At 67.4% G+C, this 20,279-nt stretch carries 19 protein-coding genes; 6 read left to right on the forward strand and 13 right to left on the reverse strand.

Annotated features, from left to right (window positions below; genetic code table 11):
* Positions 1-5 precede the first annotated feature (5 nt).
* Entirely contained in the window at positions 6-881 is an 876-nt protein-coding gene (locus tag CLI93_RS07920; RefSeq protein ID WP_095541572.1) for a creatininase family protein, read from the reverse strand.
* Positions 882-1,054: 173 nt separating this feature from the next.
* Here CLI93_RS07920 and CLI93_RS07925 point away from each other — a divergent pair, with 173 nt between their 5' ends.
* A complete protein-coding gene (locus CLI93_RS07925) occupies positions 1,055-3,538 on the forward strand; it encodes a protein-disulfide reductase DsbD family protein (protein WP_238946660.1) in 2,484 nt (827 codons plus the stop codon).
* A 71-nt stretch (positions 3,539-3,609) separates the two neighbouring features.
* Here CLI93_RS07925 and CLI93_RS07930 read toward each other — a convergent pair whose 3' ends face one another.
* From CLI93_RS07930 to CLI93_RS07970, 9 genes are all read right to left on the reverse strand, one after another.
* Positions 3,610-4,431, reverse strand: a complete 822-nt coding sequence (locus CLI93_RS07930; protein ID WP_095541573.1) for a thymidylate synthase — start codon at positions 4,429-4,431, stop codon at positions 3,610-3,612.
* A gap of 167 nt (positions 4,432-4,598) precedes the next feature.
* Positions 4,599-5,591 (reverse strand): Abi family protein, encoded by a 993-nt coding sequence (locus tag CLI93_RS07935; RefSeq protein ID WP_095541574.1) that lies wholly within the window; start codon positions 5,589-5,591, stop codon positions 4,599-4,601.
* A 14-nt stretch (positions 5,592-5,605) separates the two neighbouring features.
* A complete protein-coding gene (locus CLI93_RS07940; RefSeq protein ID WP_095541575.1) occupies positions 5,606-7,057 on the reverse strand; it encodes an FAD-binding oxidoreductase in 1,452 nt (483 codons plus the stop codon).
* Between the two features lie 143 nt (positions 7,058-7,200).
* Complete coding sequence (locus CLI93_RS07945; protein WP_143326995.1) at positions 7,201-8,235, reverse strand: metal ABC transporter solute-binding protein, Zn/Mn family; 1,035 nt, start codon at positions 8,233-8,235, stop codon at positions 7,201-7,203.
* 84 nt (positions 8,236-8,319) lie between these two features.
* Positions 8,320-9,222 (reverse strand): metal ABC transporter permease, encoded by a 903-nt coding sequence (locus CLI93_RS07950; RefSeq protein WP_095541577.1) that lies wholly within the window; start codon positions 9,220-9,222, stop codon positions 8,320-8,322.
* Positions 9,219-10,052, reverse strand: coding sequence for a metal ABC transporter ATP-binding protein (locus tag CLI93_RS07955; RefSeq protein WP_095541578.1), 834 nt, complete (start codon positions 10,050-10,052; stop codon positions 9,219-9,221). Before CLI93_RS07955 ends, CLI93_RS07950 begins: the two co-directional genes overlap by 4 nt.
* A gap of 20 nt (positions 10,053-10,072) precedes the next feature.
* Entirely contained in the window at positions 10,073-11,050 is a 978-nt protein-coding gene (locus tag CLI93_RS07960) for a metal ABC transporter solute-binding protein, Zn/Mn family (RefSeq protein WP_095541649.1), read from the reverse strand.
* 67 nt (positions 11,051-11,117) lie between these two features.
* Complete coding sequence (locus tag CLI93_RS07965; protein WP_095541579.1) at positions 11,118-11,804, reverse strand: DUF6162 family protein; 687 nt, start codon at positions 11,802-11,804, stop codon at positions 11,118-11,120.
* Complete coding sequence (locus tag CLI93_RS07970; protein ID WP_095541580.1) at positions 11,791-12,132, reverse strand: hypothetical protein; 342 nt, start codon at positions 12,130-12,132, stop codon at positions 11,791-11,793. The genes CLI93_RS07965 and CLI93_RS07970 overlap by 14 nt, the downstream gene beginning before the upstream one ends.
* A 120-nt stretch (positions 12,133-12,252) precedes the next feature.
* Between CLI93_RS07970 and CLI93_RS07975 the strand changes: the two genes are divergently transcribed.
* Entirely contained in the window at positions 12,253-13,002 is a 750-nt protein-coding gene (locus tag CLI93_RS07975) for a DUF4198 domain-containing protein (protein WP_095541581.1), read from the forward strand.
* 82 nt (positions 13,003-13,084) lie between these two features.
* Here CLI93_RS07975 and galU read toward each other — a convergent pair whose 3' ends face one another.
* Both galU and ffh read right to left on the reverse strand, forming a co-directional pair.
* Complete coding sequence (gene galU / locus CLI93_RS07980) at positions 13,085-13,990, reverse strand: UTP--glucose-1-phosphate uridylyltransferase GalU (protein WP_095541650.1); 906 nt, start codon at positions 13,988-13,990, stop codon at positions 13,085-13,087.
* 142 nt (positions 13,991-14,132) lie between these two features.
* Positions 14,133-15,515 (reverse strand): signal recognition particle protein, encoded by a 1,383-nt coding sequence (ffh, locus tag CLI93_RS07985; protein ID WP_095541582.1) that lies wholly within the window; start codon positions 15,513-15,515, stop codon positions 14,133-14,135.
* Positions 15,516-15,657: 142 nt separating this feature from the next.
* Between ffh and CLI93_RS07990 the strand changes: the two genes are divergently transcribed.
* The 4 genes from CLI93_RS07990 to CLI93_RS08005 all read left to right on the forward strand — a co-directional run bounded on the left by CLI93_RS07990 (position 15,658) and on the right by CLI93_RS08005 (position 19,687).
* Entirely contained in the window at positions 15,658-16,470 is an 813-nt protein-coding gene (locus tag CLI93_RS07990; RefSeq protein ID WP_095541583.1) for a cytochrome C assembly family protein, read from the forward strand.
* Between the two features lie 73 nt (positions 16,471-16,543).
* Positions 16,544-16,792, forward strand: coding sequence for a hypothetical protein (locus CLI93_RS07995; protein ID WP_095541584.1), 249 nt, complete (start codon positions 16,544-16,546; stop codon positions 16,790-16,792).
* Positions 16,793-16,794: 2 nt separating this feature from the next.
* A complete protein-coding gene (locus CLI93_RS08000; RefSeq protein WP_095541585.1) occupies positions 16,795-18,522 on the forward strand; it encodes a sensor histidine kinase in 1,728 nt (575 codons plus the stop codon).
* Between the two features lie 157 nt (positions 18,523-18,679).
* Positions 18,680-19,687: a Bug family tripartite tricarboxylate transporter substrate binding protein gene (locus CLI93_RS08005; protein ID WP_095541586.1), complete on the forward strand. Its 1,008-nt coding sequence runs from the start codon at positions 18,680-18,682 to the stop codon at positions 19,685-19,687.
* Between the two features lie 161 nt (positions 19,688-19,848).
* On the opposite strand, the gene CLI93_RS08010 is transcribed toward CLI93_RS08005, so the two are convergent.
* Positions 19,849-20,139 carry a hypothetical protein gene (locus tag CLI93_RS08010; protein WP_095541587.1) on the reverse strand — a complete coding sequence of 97 codons (291 nt, stop codon included), beginning with the start codon at positions 20,137-20,139 and terminating at the stop codon, positions 19,849-19,851.
* Positions 20,140-20,279 lie beyond the last annotated feature (140 nt).

The raw sequence follows: 20,279 nt of genomic DNA on the forward strand, positions 1-20,279 counted from the left end.
ATAAATCAGGCCATCGGCCAATCCAGCGTGCTGATCTCCTGCGCCAGCGCCAGCAGCTCGCTGGCGGCCTGCTGCACCAGCAGCTCACCCTTGGCGGCACTGGCGGCCAGGGCGTTGCCCGCTGCGCCCTGGCGGTTGTAGTCCTGCATCATCCAGCCCATCTTGGCGCTGTGGCCGTTGCCCAGGATGCGGTAGCGCTGGGCGCGTTGCTCGGCGCTGGTGCGAAAGTGCTGTGCCTGGGCCATGCAAACCTGCTCGGGGTGCAGGTGCAGCATGATGGACGTTTCCTCCTCGCCGCCGTGGATGCCAAAGCGCGCCTCGTGCGCGCTGGTCTGCGCCTGTGGCACCTGGCTGCGCGGCAACTGGTACCAACTGCTGCTGTAGGTCAGCAGGCCATGCGCCTGACGCAACTGGCGCGCCACGATGTCCATCACACTGGTTTGCCCGCCATGGCTGTTGAACAGCAGCAGGCGCTGCACGCCACTGGCGGCCACGCTGGCGCCAATGTCGTTCCACAGCGCCAGGATGGTGTTGGCCGACAAAGTCAGCGTGCCGGCAAAGGCGGCGTGCTCGGGGCTGAAGCCAATGGCCTGCAGCGGCAGGAACAGCACGGGCGGGCGCTGCGCTGGCGGCTGTTGCGCCCAGCGCTGCTGCGCCGCCTGCACAATACCGCGCGTGATTGCGGCATCGACGCCCAGCGGCAGATGCGGGCCATGCTGCTCGGTCGCGCCCAGCGGCAGCACCGCCACGGTGCGCGCCAGCAGCGCCGTGTCGGCGCGGACGCTGAAGTCGCGGGTGCTCAGGGCATCCCACTGGCAGCTGGGCCAGGCATCGGTTTCGGGGGCTGGGGCTGGCGGTGTGACGGCGGACATGGCCGGCATTATCGGCCTTGCCAGCCTGCTGAGAGCGTGTTGTACGCACGGAACCTGGCGCGGCCTTGGCGCTCCAAACGCGCCTGGCTTCTGCCCGGCGCCCCTGCCTGCCCCGGCCCGATTCCTCGGCAGCGCCGCCCGGGCATACCGCCATGCGTGAATGTGAACAGTGAAGAATTGCAGTGAAGAACCACCATCTGATCTTGAATGAAGGGCCCTCCCGCCTGCTCAGGCCTCATGCCCGGGCGGGGCAAGCCCGCCAAGGCCTGCGCACTGCGCTGACGGCGCTGGCCTGGCTGGCCGCGCTGCTGCCCGCAGCCCAGGCGCAACAGCCCCTTGCGCAGACCGAAGCGCCAGCCACTTTCCCTCTGGCCGCGCCAGCGCAAGCCCCATCCCCGGCCCCGCTGGCGCTGCGCCTGAACGGCAGCAGTGCGACAGCGGCCGAGGTGCGCACGCCGCACGTACACGCCCAGCTGCTGGCCGATGCGCCCGAGGGCATTGCGCCGGGGCGCAGCTTCAACCTGGGCCTGCTCATCAACCACGCGCCGCAATGGCATACCTATTGGCAGAACCCGGGCGATTCGGGCATGGCCACCGAATTGCACTGGCAGCTGCCCGGCGGCTGGCAGGCCAGCGGCATTGACTGGCCGGTGCCGCAAAAGCTGCGCATCGGCGAGCTGGCCAACTACGGCTACGAGCAGCAGGTGCTGCTGCCGGTGCGCATCGATTTGCCTGCAGACTGGCAACCCAGCGGCGCCAGCCAGGTGGAGATCGGCCTGGAGGCCAGCTGGCTGGTATGCCGGCTCGAATGCATCCCCGAGCAGGGCAGCTTCCGCCTGAGCCTGCCGCTGGACGTGCCGCTGCAAGCGCATGCGGCGCAGTTTGCGCAGGCCCGCGCCGAATTGCCGCAGGCACTGCCCGATGCCAGCGGCAGCGCCGCTGCCCAGGGCGAGCGCCTGAGCCTGCGCGTGCACGGCCTGCCCGCCGCGTTGCAGGGCCAGCAGCTGGAGGTGTTTGCCCAGCAGCCGCAGGTCATCGCCCATGGCGCGCGCGCCGGGCAAGGCTGGCAGCAGCGCTGGGAACAGGGCAATTGGGTCGCTGAGCTGCCACTCTCGCCCGACCGCGAGGACAGCCCAGCCATGCTCGATCTGCTGCTCACGCCGCTGGCGCGCAGCGAAGGCGGCCAGTGGGATCCGCAGGCGCACGACATTGCCAGCGCCGGCCCCAAGGGCTGGGCCGTGCAAGTGCCCGTCACCGCCGGTTGGCGCAGCGCCGATGCACTGCCCCTGCCCGCCGCCGATGCCACAGCCGCCGCCCCAGGCACATCCGGCATGACCGCCAATGGCGCTGCTGGCGCTGGCAGCAGCGCGGCTGGCGTGGCCGCGCCGGCCCAAGCGGCGACGCTGGACTGGAGCCTGTCACGCTGGGGCCTGATGCTGCTGCTGGCCATGCTGGGCGGCGCCCTGCTCAACCTCATGCCCTGCGTGTTTCCAGTGCTGGCCATCAAGGCGCTGGCGTTGGCGCGCTATGGCAAAGATCGCACGGCCCAGCGCCAGAGCGCCTGGGCCTACGGCGCGGGCGTGGTGCTGTCCTTTGCGGCCATGGGCGCGCTGGTCATGGCGCTGCGCGCCGGCGGCGCGCAACTGGGCTGGGGCTTTCAGCTGCAATCGCCGTGGTTCATCGCCGCCCTGACGGTGCTGTTCACCGTCATGGGGCTGGCGCTGGCCGGCGTCATCGGCCTGCAGCTGTGGCTGCCCGCGGCCTGGCGCGGCGGGGCCACGCCGGGCGCTGCGCGCTCACCCGTGCTCGAATCGCTGGGCGCTGGCGTGGTTGCGGTGCTGGTGGCTTCGCCCTGCACCGGCCCCTTCATGGGCGCGGCGCTGGGCGCCACACTGAGCCTGCCGGCCTGGGCAGCGCTGGCCATCTTCGTGGCCATTGGCGTGGGCATGGCTTTGCCCTTCATGGCGCTGGTGTGGTTCCCCGCCCTGCTCGATCGCCTGCCCCGCCCCGGCGCCTGGATGGAGACTTTCCGCACCGCCATGGCTTTCCCGATGTTTGCCACCGTCGTCTGGCTGCTGTGGGTGCTGGCCAGTCAGGTTGGCAGCAACGCCATGATTGCCTGGCTGTTCGCACTGTGGGCGCTGTGCTTTGCACTGTGGCTGCTGGGCAAGCGCCCAGCCTTGCAGCGCGGCCTGGCGCTGCAGGCGCTGTGGCTGCTGGCGCTGGCCGTGCCATTGGCCGTGGCCGCCAGCGGCGCACGCTACTTCAGCCAAAGCACGGCCGCCGCGCCCGAGGCCCAGACGCTGGGCGCCCCTGCCGCCGCACAGGGCTGGCAGCCCTGGTCGGCCCAGGCCCAGGAGCAAGCCCTGGCCGCCGGCCAACCGGTGTTCGTCGATTTCACCGCCAGCTGGTGCATCACCTGCCAATACAACAAGGCCACGACCCTGGCCGATGCCGAAGTCCTGGCCGACTTCCGCGCCGCAGGCGTGCGCCTGCTGCGCGCGGACTGGTCGCGCCAGAACCCGGACATCACCGCCGAGCTACAGGCACTGCAGCGCAACGGCGTGCCCACCTACGCGTTGCATGTGCCCGGCCAGCCCCCGCAGGTGCTGACCGAAATCCTCGACAAACAGGCGCTGCGCGCCCGGCTGCAAGCGTTGCGCTGAAAGCCTGTTGACAGCGCCCGTCATGCCAGCGCCCTTGGCCACTCTTGGCGGCCAAGGGCGCTGGCTTGCCTTCACACCGCCACCGGGGCCTTGATGGCCGGGTGGTGCTGGTAATCGCGCACCTCGAAATCCTCGTAGGCGTAATCAAAGATCGACGCTGGCCGGCGCGCGATGTGCAGTTGCGGATACGGGTAAGGCGTGCGCGAGAGTTGCTCGCGCACCTGCTGCACGTGGTTGTCGTAAATGTGGCAGTCGCCGCCCGTCCAGATGAAGTCGCCCACCTGCAAGCCCGTTTGCTGCGCCACCATGTGCGTGAGCAGCGCGTAGCTGGCGATGTTGAAGGGCACGCCCAGAAACAAATCGGCGCTGCGCTGGTAGAGCTGGCACGAGAGCCGCCCATCGGCCACATAGAACTGAAAGAACGCGTGGCAGGGCATCAACGCCATCTGGTCCAGCTCGGCCACGTTCCAGGCGCTGACAATGATGCGGCGCGAATCGGGGTTGTGTTTCAGAGTCTCGATGACCTGGGCGATCTGGTCGATGTGGCGGCCATCGGGCGTGGGCCAGCTGCGCCACTGCACGCCATAGACCGGGCCGAGATCGCCCGTTTGCGGATCGGCCCATTCGTCCCAAATCGTCACGCCCCGCTCTTGCAGCCAGCGCGCATTGCCATCGCCGCGCAAAAACCACAGCAGCTCGTAGATGATGGATTTGAGGTGGACTTTCTTGGTCGTCACCAGCGGAAAGCCCTGCGACAGATCAAAGCGCATCTGGTAGCCGAACACGCTGCGCGTGCCCGTGCCGGTGCGGTCGGCCTTGGGCGTGCCGTGCTCGAACACGTGGCGCAGCAGGATTTCGTATTGGTCGGAGGGCGGGGGATTGGTGGCGGGCATAGAGGGCGTACAAGTTCTGAAACGGTGATTGACCGTGGGGGTTTATATAGCGTTGCTCAATGGAAAAAATTAGAATCGCCCCCAACACGGCCCCTCTCGGCGACGCCAACCTCGGTTGGAAGAGCTGCTGAGGGGTTTTTTCATGGCTTGGCTGTGGGCGCAGGCGCTCACCATGCAGCATCCCAATGATCTGGCGCGCCCATGCCCGCCAGGTTGAGATCGAGATGCGCCAGATTCGGGAAGGAGTGCAGGTGCTGGCGCATCGCCTTTGGCCAACTTGAGCGCGGATGGATGACGCGCAGCAAATGGCGGATGATTTTCAGCAGCAGAAAACAGCGCGCGCGTGCGTGATTGTCTTGCTCAAAGGGCGCTACCCAAGGCAGCTCATCGCTGGGGGGCAGCTTGGGTTGATCGACGATGTTGCGGTTCCATAAACGGCTGTGATGCGCGCAGACGTTGCGCAGGTAGTTCAGGCTGCGCAGCCAGGTGGCGAAGATGCGCCCGTTGCGCAGGCCGTATCTGCTGGCAATGGCATCTTGCTCGCCTTCGCGCATACCGCTGAACAGCGTTGACAAGGTGCCAAAGTCCCACACCTCGCAAGCCACCCAAATCGCCAGCGGCAGGCCGTATTTTTCGCGGTTGTGGCGCACAAACTCCTCTTTGGAGCGGCCAATGAGTTGCGCATGCTTGCTCAGCCAGGTGTGATGCTTGCTCAAGCCGCTGTTTTGATCCAGGCGCGTGCTGAAGTCGGCGTGCAACAGCTCTGGCCTCATATAGGCGAAAGGGTCGAGCTGGCCCAGCGTGTGGGCAATATCGGCCCGCAAAACCACTTCGATGCGTTCCAGCGCATCCAGCGCCAGCAGGCGCAAGCGCTTGTCGAACACATACAGGTCCACCGCATTTTGAAACGTCGCGCCTGCGCGGAAGATGTCCAGCACCAGCCGCTGCGTGCGGACGTGGCGCGGCTTGGCGCCCTTGTCATCCAGCATGCACACCTCGCCACTGCGCTGGCGAAACGCAAACCAATAGCCGCTAAGCCGGTAGTAGCCGATGCGCGCCAGGCTCTCTGCGGCGAGGGCCGGATCGGCGACGGCCATGCCCCGCTCAATCAACTGCGCCAGTTGGTCGGCATGGCTTTTCCATGGCTTGGGGTAGGGCATGAATGGCCTTGGCCTCAGGCCGCCGCATCGGGCAGCAAGGCGTGGGGGTTGAGCAGGTTGAGCGGGTCCAGCGCGGTTTTGATGGCGCGCATCATGCCCAGGGCCACGGGGTCTTTGTAGCGGGCCAGATCGTGGCGCTTGAGGCGGCCCACGCCGTGCTCGGCGGAGAAGGAGCCGTCAAACGCCGCCACGCAGTCGTAAATGGCGGCTTCGGCCTGGCGCTGGCAGGTATCGACAAACTGGCGCGGATCGGCCCCTTCGGGCGCTTGCACGTTGAAGTGCAGGTTGCCGTCGCCCAGGTGGCCGAAGTTGATGACGCGCGCGCCGGGCAGCGCCTGCTGCAAAGCCTCTTTGGCGCGCTGCACGAAAGCGGGGATGCTGGAGGTGGGCACGGAAATGTCGTGCTTGAGGTGCAGCCCCTCGGCCGCCTGGGCCAGGGTGATGTGCTCGCGGATGTCCCACATGCGCTGGGCTTGCTCCAGGCTTTGCGCCACGGCGCCGTCGGTCAGCAGCTCGGCTTCGAAGGCCGCTTCGAGCAGCCCCTCCAGGCGCGCGCGGGCGCGGTCTTCGCTTTCGTCGTCGGAGTATTCCAGCAGCACGAAGGCCTGGCCTGCGGCCACATCAATGGGCATGCGCATGTGCGGCATATGCTTTTCCACCAGGCGCAGGGCATCGCTCTCCATGGTTTCAAAGCCGGTCAGGCCCGAGTGCAGATGCTGCTGCGCCAGCGCCAGCAGGCCCACGGCGCTCTCCAGCGAATCGACGGCCAGCCAGGCGCAGCACACGGCCGCAGGCTGGGGGTAGAGCTTCATGGTGGCGGCGGTGATGATGCCCAGCGTGCCCTCGCTGCCGATCATCAAATGGCGCAGGTCGTAGCCGGTGTTGTTCTTGCGCAGGCCCGAGAGGCCGTGCCAGATCTGGCCATCGGCGGTCACCACCTCCAGCCCCAGGCACAGCTCGCGCGTGTTGCCATAGCGCACCACCTGCGTGCCGCCCGCGTTGGCCGCCAGATTGCCGCCGATGACGCAACTGCCTTCGGCCGCCAGGCTCAGGGGGAACAGCAAGCCCTGGGCGGCGGCGGCCTCTTGCACGTTTTGCAGGATGCAGCCGGCATCCACCGTGATGGAGAGGTTATGCCGGTCGATGGCGCGCACGCTGTTCATGCGGCGCAGGCTGAGCACCACTTGCATGCCGGAGTCATCGGGCGTGCTGCCCAGCACCAGCCCGGTGTTGCCGCCCTGCGGCACGATGGACACGCCCAGCCCTGCCTTTTTGGCTGCCGCGCAGGCTTGCACGACGGCGGCGACTTGCTCGGTATTGGCGGGCGAGACCACCGCCAGCGCGCGGCCCTGGGCCAGTTGGCGCCAGTCTTGCTCCCAGGCGCTGAGGTCGCCGCCCTGCCGGGCATGCTCGGCCCCGACGATGGCCTGAAGTTGCGAAAGCAGAGTGTCGGCAGTAGTGGTCATGGCATCAGAAGGCAAAAACAAAGCCCGCTATTATCCGCGCCCCTTATGCCCTGCGCAGGGCAGCATGCCAGTGCCATTGGGCGCTTGCGGGCCTGTCGCGCCACGAATTTGAGCAGGCGATCAAGACACGCTCAATGGCGTGCTCAGGGCGTGCTCAGGGCCTGCGCCACGGCCTGCATGGCCTCGGCCAGCGCGGCCACGGGGTCGGGTGCGCTTTCGCTGAGCACCACCAGCTGCGCGCCGCTGGCGGCGATGGCTTGGGCCACGGCGTCGTCAGGCGCGGCGTGGGCCAGCACGGCGCGCGGTTTCTCGCGTGCCAGGGCTTCGGCCAAGGCTTTGGGCAGCGCGTCGTCTTTTTCCGGGGCTTGCCAGGGCACGGCCTCCAGTTGCAAAGCGGTGGCCAGGGCCTGCATGCGGGGTGAGAGCAGCAGCACGGAGACGTCGCTGGCCTGGGCCAGGGCGCGGCTGGCCTGGGCTTCGGCCTGTTGCAGGCGTTGCTGGATCGCGGCCAGGTTGGCTTGCAGGCGCGGCGCGGCCTCGGGCGCCAGGCGCGCCAGTGCGTCAGCCATGAGCGTGGCCATGCGGGCCAGGTTGGCGCTGTCTTGCCAAGGCGGGTTGTGCAGCACGCTGGCGGCGGCATGGCCGGGGGCGTCGCCCTGGTCGCCCTGGTGGGCGGGCAGGGTCACGCCGGGCAGGTCGCCTTCGATGGGGTGAGCCACGTCGATTTCCACGATGCGGATGTTGGCGCGCCGCGCCAGCGGGTAGAGCTGGTCGTCGGGCCAGATGGAGCGCAGCGTGAGCGCGGCCTGCGCCTGCGCGGCGGCGGCCAGGAGTTCGTCTTGCCCGCGCCCGGCCAGGTAGGCGGGCAGGCGGTTGGCGGGCAGGCGCGCGGGGGCCATGCGCAGCAGCTCGATGCCGCTGCCTTGCAGCAGTTGCTGGGCCAGGCCGTGCACCACCGGGTGGGCGGCCAGCACGCGCAGCGGGGCGGCGGCAGGCGCTGTAGCAGGCGTTGTGGCAGGGCTGGCGCTTGGGGCTGTGGCGGATGCGTTGGCGGGGGCGCTGGCTGGAGCGCTGGTTGCGGGGCTGGCGGCCGAGTGGGTGGCCAAGGCAGGCGTTGCGAGCAGGGCCGAGGCCAGGGCGGCCAGCGTGGTCAGGGCAAGCAAGCGGGGGCGTGGCAAGGGTATGGCAGGTCTCATGACGGATCTTTCAGGCAGGCGGTGGGGGCGTGGCACAAGAGGCAGCGGGCGATGGGCAGCGGGGCGCTACACGGCCGGCTGCGCCACGCGCAGGCGCAGCAGCACGGCCAGCGCGAACAGCGTGCCGGCGCAGAGGATGATGGCGGCGCCGGAGGGCACGGGGATGTCCAGCGCCACGGGCACGGCAATGCCCACCAGGGTGCAGGCGCTGGCAAAAGCCACGGTCAGCCAGAAGAAGCTGCGCATGGAGTGCGCCAGCAGCCGGGCGGCAGCGGCGGGGATGACCAGCAGCGCGCCCACGAGGATGGCGCCGATGACTTTGACGGCGGCCACGGTGACCAGGGTGACCAGCATCACGAACAGGTAGTCCAGCCACTGCACGGGCAGCTTGCGCGCCTGCGCCAGCGGGGCGTGAAAGCTCGCCAGCATGGCCTGGTTATAGCTGCGGTGCAGCGCGGCCAGCGTGAGAGCGGTGATGGCCAGCAGCACGCTCAGATCGCGCCCATCGACGGTGAGCACGGAGCCGAACAGCACGTTTTCCAGAATGTGGATGTTGATGCGCGCGGCCAGCAACAGCAGCAGGCTGGAGCCCAGCGCCAGCGAGACGGCCAGAAACACGCCGATCAGCGTGTCGGGCGAGAGGCCGGTGCGCCCGCGCAAGTAGTTCAGCAGCAGGCCGAACAGGATGCAAAAACCGAACAGGCTGCCGTAGGGGTTGGCGGGCGGCTCGCCCAGCATGATGCCGATGGCGATGCCGGTCAGCGCGGCGTGGCCCACGGCTTCGGAGAAGAAGGCAAAGCGTTTGACAACCACCAGCGTGCCCAGGCCGCCCAGCAGCGGCCCCAGCAGCAGGCCAGCGAGCAGCGCGTTGACGACAAAGCCGTATTGCAGCATGGCGGGCAGCCAGCCGGCGGCCACGCCCGATTGCAGGGCCTGGTGCACGGTGTCGAGCAAGTGGGGCGTGTTCATGCAGCCAGCTCCTCGGCGGGGGGATGTGCGGGTGCGCGGGCGGCGCTGTGCGCAGCCGTTTCGGTGTCAGTGTCGGTGTTGCCATCGGCCTGCTCGCTGGCCGGGCCGCGGCGGGCGAACAGTTGCAGCACCACTTCGGCATCGTGCAGCGCGGCGGGCGGGCGGCTCCAGAGCAGGCGGCCCTGGCGCAGCGCGGTGACGTGATCGGCCAGGCGGCGCACGGCGCCCAGGTCGTGCTCCACCCACAGCACGGTGGCGCGCGCCTGCCGCCAGGCGGCCAGCAGGCTTTCGAACACGGCAATGCCCGCCTGGTCGAGCGCGGCCATGGGCTCGTCCAGCAGCACCAGTTGCGCTGGCGGCACCAGGCTCTGGGCCAGCAGCACGCGCTGGCGCTCGCCGCCGGAGAGATCGCCCATGCGGCGGCTGGCCTTGTGCGCCATGCCCACCTGGGCCAGCGCGGCGGCGATGCGCTCGCGCACGCTGCGGCGGATGCCCCAGTACAGCGGGCGCGTTTGCAGCATGCAGGCCATGAAGTCCTGCACCGTCATGGGCAGGGTGCGGTCGCACTCGATGGCCTGCGGCACATAGGCCAGCACGCCGGGCGCGGCGCCGGGCCAGTGCAGGGTGACCTGGCCCTCGTGCGGCATCAGGCCCAGCACGGTCTTGATGAGGCTGCTCTTGCCACAGCCGTTGGGGCCGACCAGCGCGTGCACCTGGCCGGGTTGCACCTGCCAGTCGATGCCTTGCAGGATGCGCGTGGCGCCCAGTTGCAGGCCCACGCCTTGCAGCCGCACGGCCGGGCCGGCGGCTGGGGGCACGGGGGCCGTCATCGGGGCCCTCAAGGGAGCATTCATGCGCGCGGCCCCCGCGATTCTTGAATGGCGCGCACCACGGTGTTCAGGTTGTGGGCCATGTCCTGCTCAAACTTGCCCGCCGTGTAGGGGCCGTGCGAGATGTGCGTGAGCGGATAGACGCGCACGCCGGTCTCGCGCACCAAGGTCTGCACAAAGCCGCCGGGGTTGTCCTGCTCGGCAAACAGCACGCGGATGTTTTGCGCGCGCATGCGCTCGACCATGCTTTTGAGCTGGGCGGCGCTGGGCTCCATGCCGTGCGCGGGCTCGACCACGGCGCTGACCTCCAGGCCGAACTCGCGCAGCAAATAGTCGTAAGCGCCGTGCACGGTGGCCACGCGAAAGCTGGCATCGGGCGCCTGCGTGACCTGGGCCAGCGCATCGGCGCGCAGCTTGCGCAGGCGGCGGTTGTAGGCGCGGGCGTTGTCTGAGAAGAAGGCCGCGTGCGCGGGGGCGAGCTTGCCCAGCTCGCGCGCGATGGTGCTGACCTGGATCATCGACGCGCTGATGGAGATGAAGGTGTGCGGGTTCACTGCCCGGCCCTGCGGTGTGCCCAGCGCCATGGTGGACAGCAGCGGCACGTCGGCATTGGCGTTGATGGTGGGCAGTTGGGGCTTGTCGCTGGCGGCGATCATGCGCTTGGCGAAGTCGTCGTGGCCGATGGCGTTGAGCACCACCACGTCCATCTGGCCAATGCGCTTGATGTCCTCGGCGCGCGGCTCGTAGGCGTGCGGGTTGAAGCCCGCGTCGATCAGCGGCAGCACCTGGGCGCGATCGCCCACGATGTGGCTGACGAAGCTGAAATACGGGTGCAGCGTGATGCCCACGCGCATGGGCTGATCCGCACGGGCAGCGCGGCCAGGCAGACAGGCGCTGGCGGCCAGCGCGGCCAGGCTGGCGGCGGCACGGCGGCGGGTGATGGCAGGCGCGCCAGCCTGCGGCGCACGGGGGATGGGGTGGGATGACCAAGCGTTCATGCCAATGTCAAAGCAAGAGGGGTGAAAAAGAAGATTGACGCCGAGCCGGGCTGCCAGGGCAAACACCTCAATGCCTGCGCGCGCCAGTCGGCGCGGGTTGCGGCTGCCCATGCAAATGGGCGTGCAGGTGCGCGGCCACCTGCCGCCAGCCCTGGCCGATCAGGCTGGCATCGTCCAGCCCTGCGGGGGTGAGCACAGCAGGCGTTGGATGGGCAGGCAGGGCGTGCAGCCACACATCGACCACGTTGGCGTCAGCTTCGGCCCCGGCTGAGGGCAGGCGCCAAAGCCAGGCACGCGCCGCCGCGTGGCTGGCCGCACTGGCGTTGTGGGCAGTAACAGGCATGCCCAGATAGGCATAGCGGCCTTGGCTGTGCAGCAGCGCCCACTGGCGCGGGCCGCGCTGCTGGGCCGCCAAATCATTGGCAAAGGGCGCCCAGCCTTCACCCGCCCAATGCGCGGGCTCGGGCGGGGGCAGCGCAGCGCCTGCGGCCAGCCATTCATCCAGCACGGCCTGCAAATCGGTGTAAGCGCCCTGTTCGGCGGCGGAGAGATCCAGCGCCAGATCCACCCGGTGGGCCTGCAAGGCCGTGTGGCCGGGGCCGTGCCGGTGGTGCCACAGCACCACCAGGGCGCTGCACGCCACCACCAAGGCGGCGGTGGCCAGCACCCAGCGCGCCTCCTGGCGCGCATTGGCTGGCGGCACCTGCTGCACGCAGCCGCCGGGCAGCACCGCGCAGGCCTCAGCGGATGTCATCCTGATCGACTTCCAGCGTATGGCCTTCACCGCCTTCAAAACGCACATAGAAGTCCTGCTTGGGGCGCTCAAAGCGCACGCGCGATTGGGCGTCCAGCGCGCCCTTCCACAGCGTCTTGTCCTCGTAGGAGAGCACGGAGATTTCCACGCCCTTGGCATCGCTGCCGTCGGAAAAGCCGCCCTCGCACTGCACGTGCGTGCTGCCATCGGGCTGGCACTTCAGGCGCGGCGCATGGGCCAGCGCCGATGCAGAGCCCAGCAACAAGGCCAGCGAAAGGCCCCAGGCCAATGGGCGCAGCGGGCCTGGATGAAAAGCGGTGGTGAACATGGTGTGAATGTCCTTGAAAGGAAGCAAATGGCCCGCGCCAGCGCAAACCGATGGAATTTTTCAGGCATCATTATGAATGAAATCAATTCTCATCTGCGACTTTGAAAGAAAGGATTCAGCATGATTCGCACCACTTGGCATCGTTTGCCCCTGGCCACACTGGCGCTGGCTGGGGCCGGGCTGCTGGCCGGCACAGCACATGCGCATGGCACCTGGCTGGCCCATATCCATGGCCAGAGCACCATCATGTACGGCCACGACGCGACGGATACCGATGCGTATGACCCGGCCAAGGTGATCGATGCTCGCGCCCACAAAAACGGCAACGCCGTGGAGGCCAAGGTCGTGCCGCACGAGCAGCGCTACGCCACGCTGGAGGCCGACAAGCCCGGCGTGCTGGGCTATACGCTGCGCAGCGGCTTCTGGCACAAGGGGGCGGACGGCAAGTGGCACAACCAGCCGCGCAGCGCCGCTGCCGATCCGGCCAAGGTGGAAAAAGCCATGCTGGGGCTGATGTACTCGGTCAGCTACCAAAACGCGCGCGAGCCGGTCAAAGCCCTGGGCTATGCGCTGGAGATCGTACCGGCCGTCAACCCTGCCAAGCTGGAGGAGGGCGACAAGCTGAGCGTGCAGGTGCTTTATGAAGGCAAGCCACTGGCTGGCGCCAAGGTCAGCGTCGATTTCTTCGACCACGATGCCGATGAAGTCACGACCGACGCCGAAGGCCGCGCCGAGCTGAAGGTGGCGCGCGAAGGCTTCAACGTGCTGGCCGTGGAGCACAGCGTGGCGCACGCCAACAAGAGCGAGGCCGATACAGTGAGCATGATGTCCTCGCTGACGTTTGAGTCCAAGCACGATCACGACCACTGATCGGGCCGGGCGGCAACGCCTGCCCCAAACAACAGGCCCGCCTGCAGCATTGCAGGCGGGCCTGTTGTTTGGATGATGGCGCTCAGCGCCCGGGCTGCTCAGCCAGCGGCAATTGGCGCAGGTAATCGCGGAAGAACGCGCCCACCTGCGGGTGCTGCAAGGCCATTTCCACCGTGGCCTGCAAAAAGCCTTCCTTGCTGCCGCAGTCGTAGCGCTTGCCGTCGTAGGCCAGCGCATGCACGGGCTGGTGTTGCAGCAGCTGCGCGATGGCGTCGGTGAGCTGAATCTCGCCGCCCACGCCCTTAGGCAGCCTGCGGATTTCATCGAAGATCGCGCCCGAGAGGATGTAGCGCCCGGCCACGGCCAAGCGTGACGGGGCCTGCTCGGGCTGGGGCTTTTCGACGATGCGCTCGACGCGGGTGGTCTGCCCATCGAGCGCCGTGCCAGCCACAATGCCGTAGCGCGAGACCTGGTCCTCGGGCACCTGCTGCACCGCCAGGACCGAGGCGCCGCTGCGCTGGTAGGCCTGCACCATCTGCATCAGCACATTGGGGCCGCCGTTGCTGCCGGTCATCAAGTCGTCGGCCAGCAGCACGGCAAAAGGCTCCTGGCCCACCAGCGGTTCAGCGCACAGCACGGCATGGCCCAGGCCCAGCGCGCGGGGCTGGCGCACATAGGTGCACACCATGTCGCTGGGCTGCACGCTGCGCACCAGCTCCAGCAAGGCGGTCTTGCCAGCGGCCTCCAGCTCGCTTTCCAGCTCATAGGCGGTATCGAAATGGTCTTCGATGGCGCGCTTGCTGCGGCCGGTGACAAACACCATGTGGCGGATACCTGCGGCGTAGGCCTCCTCGACCGCGTACTGGATGATGGGCTTGTCCACCACGTTGAGCATTTCCTTGGGGGCGGCCTTGGTGGCAGGCAGAAAGCGCGTGCCCAACCCGGCAACGGGGAAGACGGCCTTGCGGATGGGAGGAAACTGGTTCATGGCAATCACAGAAAACGGGCAGGCTGCTCAGGCCAGCGGCAGCGCGCAGCCGCGGCAAAAGCACAAAGAAACACAAAGAACAAAGACAAAGCCCCCGCAGGGGCTTGTGCACGAAATGGGTTTGGGCTTTCAGCACACGCCCTCAAAACGGCAGCTTGGGCATGCCACCGCCGCCCAACAGGCCTTTGACGCCGCCGAGCTTTTTCATCATCTTGAGCATGCCGCTGCCCTTCATTTTTTTCATCATACCTTGCATCTGCTCGAACTCCTTGAGCAGGCAGTTGACCTCCTGCACCTGCACGCCAGCGCCGGCGGCGATGCGCTTTTTGCGCTGGGCCTTGATGAGATCAGGGCGGCGGCGCTCTTGCGGCGTCATGCTGCAGATGATGCCTTCCTTGCGGCGCACGTCCTTTTCGACGCGCGCCATGTCCACCTGCCCGGCCTTGTCGGCCAGCTCACCGGGCAGCTTTTCGATCAGCGAGGACAGGCCACCCATTTGCTTCATCTGCCGCAGCTGCATCAGAAAGTCGTTCAGGTCAAAGCCATCGCCGCTCTTGACTTTCTCGGCCAGTTTTTGCGCAGCCTGCATGTCCACGCCGGCCGAGACCTGCTCGACCAGCGCCACGATGTCGCCCATGCCCAGGATGCGCCCGGCGTGGCGCTGGGCATCAAACAGCTCGATGCCGTCGATCTTCTCGCTCACGCCAGCGAACTTGATGGGCGCGCCGGTGATGTGCTTGACCGACAGCGCCGCGCCGCCGCGCGAGTCGCCATCGAGTTTGGTCAGCACGATGCCCGTCAGCGGCAACGCCTCGCTGAAGGCCTTGGCGGTATTCACCGCGTCCTGACCCTGCATGGCATCGACGACGAACAGCGTCTCAGCTGGCTGCAGCGCCGCATGCAGGCCTTTGATTTCCTCCATCAGCACCTCGTCGATGGCCAGGCGCCCGGCGGTATCGACGATCAGCACATCGAAGTAATGCTTCTTGGCATAGTCCAGCGCGGCGCGGGCGATGTCCAGCGGCTTTTGCTCGGGCGTGCTGGGGAACCACTCGGCCCCGGCCTGGGCCGTGACAGTCTTGAGCTGCTCAATGGCCGCCGGGCGGTACACGTCGCCCGAGACGGTCAGCACCTTTTTCTTCATGCGCTCGCGCAGCAGCCGCGCGATCTTGGCCGTGGTGGTGGTCTTGCCCGCGCCCTGCAGGCCGGCCATCAGGATGACCGCTGGCGGCTGCACGTTCAGGCGCAGCTCGGCCTGGCCCTCGCCCATGGTGGCGGCCAGCTCCTGGTTGACGATGCCCACCAGCGCCTGGCCAGGCTTGAGCGAGCCCACGACTTCCTGGCCCAGGGCCTTTTCCTTGACGCGGGCAATGAAGTCGCGCACCACGGGCAGGGCCACGTCCGCCTCCAGCAGCGCCATGCGCACTTCGCGCAGCATGTCCTGCACATTGGCCTCGGTGATGCGGGCCTGGCCGCGCATCTCCTTGACGAGGCGCGAGAGCTTGTCACTCAGGGCAGATGCCATGGTCGAGATTCTCCATAGGAAAAGCCCGGCAGCAGCGACCGGGCTGGGCGGCCAACATGCCGCAGGGCCAAAACGCCCGTGGCGATGCCATGTGCGGATGGCATCGCCACGGGCCGCGCAAGCAGCGCAGTACACTTTGCACATGATTGTACCCAGCGCACCTGCAGGCCCCCCCATGGCCTTGGCCATCGCCGCAGCCACGGCTTATTTGTTGACTGCGGCCTTGGCCTTGCGCGGCAGCCAGGGCCATCCGCCGCGCCTGGCGCTGCTGGCCGCCTGGCTGCTGCATTTGCTGGTCATTGCGCTGGGGTTTCTACAGCACGGCCTGCATTTCGGCTTTGGCCCGGCGCTTTCCGTCACGGGTTGGCTGGTGCTGACGGTGTATGCGATCGAATACCAAGTTCTGCCGCGCCTGCCTGCGCAGCGCTGGCTGATGGTGATGGGTGCGCTGTCGGTGCTGATCGGAGCGCTGTTCCCTGGGCAGGCGCTCAACGAGAAGACCAGCCCTTGGATGGCCGTACACCTGGCCCTGGGCATTGCCTCGTATGGCCTGTTTGCTGCGGCCGTGGCGCATGGCTGGCTGATGCGCCGCGCTGAAAAGCGCATGCGCACGGCCAGCAGCGCCCTGGACGGCCAGCACGACACCGAACTGCCGCTGCTGGCGCTGGAGCGTCTGACCTTTCGCTTCGCCCAGGCGGGGTTTGCGCTGCTGACGGCCACGTTTATCGCCGGGTTCTTCTTTGGCGAGCAAGTCAATGGCAGTGCCTGGGCCTGGCGCCACAAGGAAGTCTTCGCCGCGCTGGCCTGGCTGACGTTTGCAGCCTTGATGTGGGCGCGCTGGCGCCAAGGGCTGCGCGGCAAAAAGGCCGTGCGCTTGCTCAACGCCGGGGCTGTGCTGCTCCTGCTGGCCTACGTGGGTTCGCGCTTCGTGCTGGAAGTGCTGCTGCAGCGCTAGAGCGTGTTATGCACTTTTCGCTCTCCCCCCGCGAGAGCACCCAGCCACACAGGCAACACTGATCGGTTTTCTCATGCTGCAAAAACTCTTTCTCACAAGCCTGGTGCTGGTGGTGGCTGTACTGGTCTGGGCGCGGCTGCGACGCAGCCGCATGACAGAAGCGCAGGCTCGGCCAGCCCTGCCACCTGAGCCAGTCGCCATGGTGCCCTGCCAGATTTGCGGCGCGCAGGTCGATCAGCGCCTGGCCACCCCCAGCGGGCAAGGCCGCCATTTGTGCCGCGAGCACCGCCACCTGGCCCGGCAGTTGCAACAGGGGAGCTGAGCATGGGTTTCTGGCGCGCAGCCTTGGGGCTGTCCCGCTCTGCCGAGGCCGCACCCGGCCCTTTCCAGCGCCTGTGGCGCGGCTTTCTGACCGCGCGGATGATGCTGGCGCTGGCGCTGCTGTTTCTGCTGGGCACCGAGCGCCTGATTACCAATCAGATCAACAATGCCGCGCTGTGGCTGTGCGTCGGCTATTTGCTCTTGGCGGCGCTGACGCGCTGGCTGCTGGGCCCATGCCAGCCACGCCGCGCACCGGCCCTGCACTGGCTGTTCACACTGGCTGTGGACGTAGTGTTCTGCGGCCTGCTGCTGTACTGGCACGGAGGCAACGATGTCAGCCTTCTGCCGCTGCTGGGCCTGCCCGTGCTGATGGCGGCGGCACTGGGCAATTTCGTTGTGCTGATCTCCACCGTATTGGGGGTCTTTGCCGTGCTGGCCTGGCCGCTGCTGTGGCCCGGCGATGCGGCCACCAGCCCACAGCTCATCTTGCAGGCCCTGCTCTCAGGCTTGGGTTTTTTCATGCTGGGCCTGCTGGTTTACCAGATGGCCTCGCGCCTGTTGGGCGAGGAGCAGGAGGGGCGCAAGAGCCGCGAGGCCGCGCTGCGCCAGAGCCAGGTCAACGCGCTGGTCATCAGCAACCTGGAGGATGGCGTACTGGTCATTGACCAGGCCATGGTGGTGCATTCGAGCAACCCGGCCGCGCTGGACATCCTGGGCCTGCCGCCTGACAGCCGCATGCCGCTGGATCTGAATCAGCAGCCCGTCTGGCGCCCGCTGGTGGCCATGGCCAAGGTCACGATGCGGCGCCAGGCGCCGCAAGTGGCCGATTTGAGCCTGCTGCCGCCCGGCGCCAGCCCGGTGGGCATCCACGCCCGCTCCTGGATCACCCAAAGCCTGCCGCCCAGGAGGGGCGCACATGCCACACCCAGCGCCCATTGCGTGATGTTCCTGCGCGATCTGCGCAAGGTTGAGGCCCAGGTGCGTACAGAGAAACTCGCCTCCATGGGGCGCATGTCGGCCGCCGTGGCCCATGAGATCCGCAACCCGCTCAGCGCCATCATCCAAGCCAACACCTTATTGGCCGAGGATCTGCAAGACCCTGGCGCACAGCGCCTGACCGAGATGATTCGCCAAAATGCCGAGCGCCTGCGCCGCATCGCCGAGGACATTCTGGACGTGGCGCGCGTGCAGCGCCAAGCCAGCGCCGCCGACCATGCCGAGGTGTTGGCACTGGACGAGTGGGTGCGCGAGTGCGTATACGACTGGCAGCGCCACGAACCGCAGCGCCGCCAGCTGCAGCTTCAGCTGGCCGCTGGCGCAGCCCATGTGGCCTTCGGCCGCGACCATTTGCGCCGCATCCTCGTCAACCTGCTGGACAACGCGCTGCGCTACATGGGCCCGCACGCCGACTCATTGCAGGTCTTCACGCAGCTGGGCGCCAACGGCCAGGCCATGCTCACGGTCTGGAGCGACGGCGCGCCGCTGGAAAAATCCGTGCAGCAGCATTTGTTCGAGCCTTTTTTCTCGTCGGAGAGCCGCTCCTCAGGCCTGGGCCTGTTCCTGTGCCAGGAGCTGTGCGAGCGCCATGGCGCCAGCATCGGCTACCAGCGCATCGAGCGCCCCACGGCTGAGCGCGGCGAGGTGGCCGGCAATGCCTTCGTCGTGCTGTTCAAGCGCCCGCTCAAGGCCCGCAGCGGCAGCGCCCCAGCGCTCAACGAGCTGGTTGTTTGAACATCCGGCAGCAGGCCATGCGCCAGCAACCCAGCGCTTGGGGCTGCAGGCGCTTTTCTTGTGTAAGCTAGCGCGTTTGGCACGCCAACTTCTTTTGTGCAGCGTGCTGCCCTCCCCCTTCTCTCACGCCATTTCCCCACACTCAGCGAGATTTGCCATGTTCAAGAAACTGATGCTCGGCTCCACCATCGGCCTGGCCTGCCTGATTGGCCTGGGCCCTGCCGCCGCGCAGGATGCCAAGGCCAGCAGCGCACAAGACTGGCCCAGCAAGCCCATCCGCATGATCGTCCCCTTCCCGCCCGGCGGCGGCACCGACATCCTGGCGCGCCTAGTGTCGAGCAAGCTCACCGAAGCCAAGGGCTGGAACATCGTGGCCGACAACAAGCCCGGCGTGGGCGGCACACTGGGCATTGGCGAGGCGGTCAAGGCCCCGGCCGAAGGCTATGACTTCGTGCTTGGCCAGAAGGACAACCTGGTCATCGGCCCCTGGCTCTACAAAAACTTGGGTTGGAATCCGGTCAAAGATCTCACGCCCATCGCCCACGTGGCCTATTCGCCGGTGCTGATTTCCACCAGCGTGGATTCGCCCTTCAAGAGCCTGGCCGACGTGGTGGCTGCTGCCAAGGCCAAACCGGGCACCGTCACCTACGGCTCGCCCGGCAACGGCACCTCCATCCACCTGGCTGGCCACTTGTTCGAGGGCGCCGCAGGCATTGACCTGGTGCATGTGCCCTACAAGGGCTCCAACCCCGCGCTGGTGGACGTGATCGCCGGCAATGTGCAGCTGCTGGTGTCCTCCGTGCCCTCGGCCATGGCGCAAATCAAGGCCGGCAAGCTGCGTCCGCTGGCCGTGACCTCGGCCGCGCGCAGCTCCTCCCTGCCGGATGTGCCCACCGTGGCCGAATCGGGCATCGAAGGCGTGGCACAGTTCGACGTCAGCACCTGGTATGGCGTGATGGCCCCTGCGGCCGTGCCCGCCCCCGTGGCCGATGCCATGCACGAGGCCGTCAATGCCCTGCTGGATAGCGACGAGGTGCGCCAGTCCATCCAGAAGCAAGGGGCAGAACCCAAGACCATGAGCCGCGCCGATTTCGGCGCCTTCCTCAAGCAGGACTACGAGACATGGAAGGGTGTTGTCGAGGATTCGGGCGTCAAGCTCGATTGAGCGCCTTGATTGGACGACGGACATCGAAAGGAGCGCCACAGGCGCTCCTTTTCTTTGGGCACAACACACCACAGCGTGTGTCAGTCAGCGCCCACCAGAGCGAGGGCTCGGCACCTGTTCAAAATCTCAGTGCACGCGGGCAAGAGATTTCAAACAGGCTTTCAAGCCCGCAGGCGTTCGCCGGCCTTGTCCAGCCACAGCTGCAGGCTCTGGTACAGCTCTCCCTGACTGAAGGAGCAGCTGTCCTCGGTAAACATCGCACTGGCCTCCAGCCGGTTGAGCAAGTCGCGCAGCACGGCGCCAAACTGAGCAGGCAATGCGCCCAGCAAATCAGACTGCGCCAGCGCCCATTGGCTGAAGTCCCCCGCCTGCTGCGGCTGCTGGCGCAATTGCTGTAGGCGCTGCTGCATCTGGTTCAGGCATTGCAGCGCTGGCTCAAGGGAAGAAGTCATCGGTGCTCTCTCGGTAAAAGGCAGTTGCTGGCCTGCCTGCGAGCCAGCGCCAGACCGGCGCAGGCCGCCCGATTGTCCGCCCCCGCCAGGCGCTGGGCATCCAGGTTTTCACTGATCTTGGTGCCATCGGGCTGTACAGG

Source organism: Vandammella animalimorsus (genome assembly GCF_002288875.1).
Taxonomy (GTDB): Bacteria; Pseudomonadota; Gammaproteobacteria; order Burkholderiales; family Burkholderiaceae_C; genus Lampropedia; species Lampropedia animalimorsus.

Bases quoted from the DNA above. Each gene is read 5' to 3' on its own strand.
- CLI93_RS07940 (WP_095541575.1), bottom strand. From the start codon at position 7,057: ATGACCACTACTGCCGACACTCTGCTTTCGCAACTTCAGGCCATCGTC.
- CLI93_RS07930 (WP_095541573.1), bottom strand. From the start codon at position 4,431: ATGCCCGCCACCAATCCCCCGCCCTCCGACCAATACGAAATCCTGCTG.
- CLI93_RS08000 (WP_095541585.1), top strand. From the start codon at position 16,795: ATGGGTTTCTGGCGCGCAGCCTTGGGGCTGTCCCGCTCTGCCGAGGCC.
- ffh (WP_095541582.1), bottom strand. From the start codon at position 15,515: ATGGCATCTGCCCTGAGTGACAAGCTCTCGCGCCTCGTCAAGGAGATG.
- galU (WP_095541650.1), bottom strand. From the start codon at position 13,990: ATGAACCAGTTTCCTCCCATCCGCAAGGCCGTCTTCCCCGTTGCCGGG.
- CLI93_RS08010 (WP_095541587.1), bottom strand. From the start codon at position 20,139: ATGACTTCTTCCCTTGAGCCAGCGCTGCAATGCCTGAACCAGATGCAG.
- CLI93_RS07975 (WP_095541581.1), top strand. From the start codon at position 12,253: ATGATTCGCACCACTTGGCATCGTTTGCCCCTGGCCACACTGGCGCTG.
- CLI93_RS07995 (WP_095541584.1), top strand. From the start codon at position 16,544: ATGCTGCAAAAACTCTTTCTCACAAGCCTGGTGCTGGTGGTGGCTGTA.
- CLI93_RS07935 (WP_095541574.1), bottom strand. From the start codon at position 5,591: ATGCCCTACCCCAAGCCATGGAAAAGCCATGCCGACCAACTGGCGCAG.
- CLI93_RS07990 (WP_095541583.1), top strand. From the start codon at position 15,658: ATGATTGTACCCAGCGCACCTGCAGGCCCCCCCATGGCCTTGGCCATC.
- CLI93_RS07965 (WP_095541579.1), bottom strand. From the start codon at position 11,804: ATGACATCCGCTGAGGCCTGCGCGGTGCTGCCCGGCGGCTGCGTGCAG.
- CLI93_RS07920 (WP_095541572.1), bottom strand. From the start codon at position 881: ATGCCGGCCATGTCCGCCGTCACACCGCCAGCCCCAGCCCCCGAAACC.
- CLI93_RS07955 (WP_095541578.1), bottom strand. From the start codon at position 10,052: ATGACGGCCCCCGTGCCCCCAGCCGCCGGCCCGGCCGTGCGGCTGCAA.
- CLI93_RS08005 (WP_095541586.1), top strand. From the start codon at position 18,680: ATGTTCAAGAAACTGATGCTCGGCTCCACCATCGGCCTGGCCTGCCTG.
- CLI93_RS07970 (WP_095541580.1), bottom strand. From the start codon at position 12,132: ATGTTCACCACCGCTTTTCATCCAGGCCCGCTGCGCCCATTGGCCTGG.
- CLI93_RS07960 (WP_095541649.1), bottom strand. From the start codon at position 11,050: ATGAACGCTTGGTCATCCCACCCCATCCCCCGTGCGCCGCAGGCTGGC.
- CLI93_RS07950 (WP_095541577.1), bottom strand. From the start codon at position 9,222: ATGAACACGCCCCACTTGCTCGACACCGTGCACCAGGCCCTGCAATCG.